The 3092-nt window shown below is 58.1% G+C and carries 4 protein-coding genes and 2 pseudogenes; 4 read left to right on the forward strand and 2 right to left on the reverse strand.

Annotated elements, in window-relative coordinates; translation table 11 throughout:
* The 3 genes from M3I54_RS43780 to M3I54_RS43790 all read left to right on the forward strand — a co-directional run.
* On the forward strand, positions 1–236 hold a 236-nt coding region (locus tag M3I54_RS43780; protein WP_254345934.1), incomplete at its 5' end, for a transposase.
* Positions 237–396: 160 nt separating this feature from the next.
* Entirely contained in the window at positions 397–615 is a 219-nt protein-coding gene (gene nifT / locus M3I54_RS43785) for a putative nitrogen fixation protein NifT (RefSeq protein WP_133189640.1), read from the forward strand.
* A 1-nt stretch (position 616) separates the two neighbouring features.
* On the forward strand, positions 617–895 hold the full coding sequence (locus M3I54_RS43790) for a hypothetical protein (RefSeq protein ID WP_254346621.1): 279 nt from the start codon (positions 617–619) through the stop codon (positions 893–895).
* A 572-nt stretch (positions 896–1467) separates the two neighbouring features.
* On the opposite strand, the gene M3I54_RS45660 is transcribed toward M3I54_RS43790, so the two are convergent.
* Complete coding sequence (locus tag M3I54_RS45660; RefSeq protein WP_375541885.1) at positions 1468–1806, reverse strand: neprosin family prolyl endopeptidase; 339 nt, start codon at positions 1804–1806, stop codon at positions 1468–1470.
* Positions 1807–1859: 53 nt separating this feature from the next.
* Positions 1860–2306, reverse strand: a pseudogene (locus tag M3I54_RS45665) (neprosin family prolyl endopeptidase); the annotation flags it as partial.
* Positions 2307–2389: 83 nt separating this feature from the next.
* Here M3I54_RS45665 and M3I54_RS43800 point away from each other — a divergent pair.
* Positions 2390–3092, forward strand: a pseudogene (locus M3I54_RS43800) (IS110 family transposase); the annotation flags it as partial.

Consider the following 3092-nt stretch of genomic DNA (forward strand, 5'->3'; position numbering starts at 1 on the left):
CGCATCGCAACGTGCGCCTGCACTTCACGCCGACCTACTCGTCGTGGCTGAACCAGGTGGAGAACTGGTTCTCGCGCATCCAGCGCGATGTGATCGCTCGCGGCATCTTCACTTCGGTGAAGGATCTGGATCGCAAACTGATGCGCTATATCAGCGAGCACAACAAAAGCCCGAAGCCGATCAAGTGGAAGTATGACGATCCATCGCGCCGGGTTCGACCGGTGCCAATTCAATGACGCAGTGGACTAGTGAGCCGCTCGATGATGGTGGACTCCCTTAACTCAGCCTGTTTGTGTGGGATAAGGCGGCATCGTACTGCGCACGTGCGGCATATCCGCCGGTTGTCGCAGCCATACGTCCGGCGGGAATCGCTTAACCAACCCGGGAGATATAAACGTGAAGGTCACGATCCGAAAGGATGACAATGGCGTATTCAGGGCTTATGTTCCGAAGAAGGATCTCGAGGAGCCAATCGTCTCCATCGATGGAGCGCAGCTGTGGGGTGCACGTATTACGCTTGCTAACGGCTGGCAGTTTCAGTTGCCCGAACTTGCGAACGACACCACGCTTCCGGTAACTGTCGAGGCGCGGCGCGTGTCAGGTGGGTGCGAATGACATGGGCCTTACTGTGGAACAGATCCATGCGATAACTGAGCTGGTTTGTACCGAACCGACGCTGCTGGAAGCCGCGGTAATTTGGCGAAAGCGCTATCCCGAGGTGCGCATCATTCGGATCACCGCGGTCGAGCTAAGCGATGAGAAGCCCTTCCTCGAGTTCCGTGGTCGCCGGGTCTATCTAGCGACATGGACAGGCATTTGCATTAACGTGACCACGGACGCAGCGAAAGCGGATCTGCTAATACTGGCAGAGGAGGCGTTTTACGATGGCGACTGAAGAAATCGCACGCGAGCTGGCCTACCGGACCACGACGATCCAGGTTGTTTTCGCGGGCTTTCGAGTCGTTAGAGGATGCCGTTGTCGCGGTGACTCGACGCTTGGCAGCTCGATGGCCCTGCGTGTGCTGGGCATTGGGACGGGTGACGCAATTACCAGCGCACCCTGCACGCCCCATCCCATAGACTGCACGTTGAATTACCGTGGCCGGCTTAGGGCCTTGCCTGTATTTGCCGATATCAACCTGACTCGACGTGAAGAGGACGGTGCAGAATATCGGTAAGCGGACGTACGCAATTAGTCAGTGACGGCGAACGCTTGGCCTACGAATTACAATACCTGTTTTGGGTGACAGGAAGGTGGTTTGAGCGTCGGTGTCGAACGGTTCTCGTGTGCAGTTTAAGGCTGGCACCGGGTGAGCTCTCCGCCTCGTTCGGCATCGCGCACATAGAAGGCCTCGATGAACCAATTGCCAAACGCAACATGTGGAAACCTCGCTAGCGCGAAGCCTCGGGGCGTCAGGCGGTGCTATGCATCATAGAACAATACTAATCGCGCGCTCTATGCCGTCTTCATCTGCACTGTGTTCCGCCCGGGCCACCAACGAAGGTGTATCGGGTCCACCAACTCGGATCGTGGTTATCGGCGGGAATATTACCGCCATCTCCGTTGCTGAATGGCCCGGCCGCGTGGTAGCAACTCGATTGTCCCCACAAGTGCGGATCATCCCAGGCCTTGTAGTAGTAGAGGTTGCGCTGATAAGCTGCATGGCCATATAGTTGACTCTCCCAATTACCACTACCCGCGCCTGGCCAAGACGTAAGCCCAGTTGTTTCTGTTCCAAACCCAATCGACGTCGCGTTATGACTGTTCTGTCCGCTTTGATAGAGCTCCGCGGGGTAGTAACCAATCGCGACGCCGTTACGAAAGAGCCACCAGTTCCCGTGTGCGTAGCGACGATTTCGGCACTGAACTCGTGCTGTTGACCGCCGGGAAAACTGACGTCAACTAACGCGCCCTCGAGCACCGCTTTCTCCGAAATCTGCACGAAATCCCCGCGGCTGTTGTTCCGGCATCCGGTGTTCGCGTAGTTATCGGCGGTGCTGTATATGAAGAAGTGCGGCAGATTGTCCGCAAACATGGAAGGAGAGACTACCCAGCCGGTCTCTTCTGACTGAAGAGGGTTTGCACCGCAGGCTCTGTCTCCACCAAGGATCCAGATCTGGGACAAACTGAAATACTGACCCGCTGCAGCATCCACTTTCGGATTCCGGACATTGAATGTGACGTTGCCTCCGAGGTTCTCCACGTTTTGCACGAATGTCGCATATTTGTGTGCATAAGAATCCGCGAGAGTAATTGACTCGCGATAAAGGGTGCGCTCGCGGATTCGCTGCCTGACGGGAGCCATAGATACTATGGAGGGGCCGCGGAAGTAAGCCTCCTGGAGTAAAACGAGGATTCCGACACCCGTTTTCCGAGAGGAGTACGCAAATGAATGCGCCTCGCACAGCCCCTCACGGGCAAGATACAACCATCACCGGATCGCTGTATGTCGCCTTTGAACTGGGTGACAGGAACTGGAAGCTTTCGCTGGGCGATGGGGTGCGCGCGCCGAGCCGCTGCACGGTGGCCGCCGGCGATACGGCCGCAGTCTTCACGGCGATTTCAAAGGCCAAAGCGCGCTGTCATCTGGCCACTGATGTTCTGGTGCGCAGCTGTTATGAAGCCGGGCGTGACGGCTTCTGGCTGCACCGCTGCCTGGAAGCACATCAGATCACGAACATGGTGGTGGATTCAGCCAGTATCGAAGTGAACCGGCGCAGACGTCGCGCCAAGACCGACCGTCTCGACAGCGACAAGCTGCTGTCAATGCTGATGCGCTACTACGGCGGTGAGCGCCGGGTTTGGGCGGTCGCACGTATCCCCACCCCCGAACAGGAAGATGAGCGGCGGGTACACCGTGAACTCGATCGCCTGCGGCAGGAGCGCACTGCCCATAGCAACCGCATCCGCTCGCTGCTGGTGCTCCACAACCTGCGGCCCGAGCGAATCGGTGGCCGCGCGTGGGCGCTCTGGTGGGCGCAGCACACCACACAGCTGTTGCCAGCCCTGCGCGCCGAGATCGAACGCGAATTCGAACGGCTGTTGCTCGCTGCCAGGCAGATCAGGGCGCTCGAGGTACAGCAGCAGCGCG

Source organism: Paraburkholderia sp. CNPSo 3274 (genome assembly GCF_024206475.1).
GTDB lineage: Bacteria > Pseudomonadota > Gammaproteobacteria > Burkholderiales > Burkholderiaceae > Paraburkholderia.

Excerpts from the sequence above, each read along its gene's own strand:
- M3I54_RS43790 (WP_254346621.1), top strand. The coding sequence starts at position 617 with ATGGGCCTTACTGTGGAACAGATCCATGCGATAACTGAGCTGGTTTGT.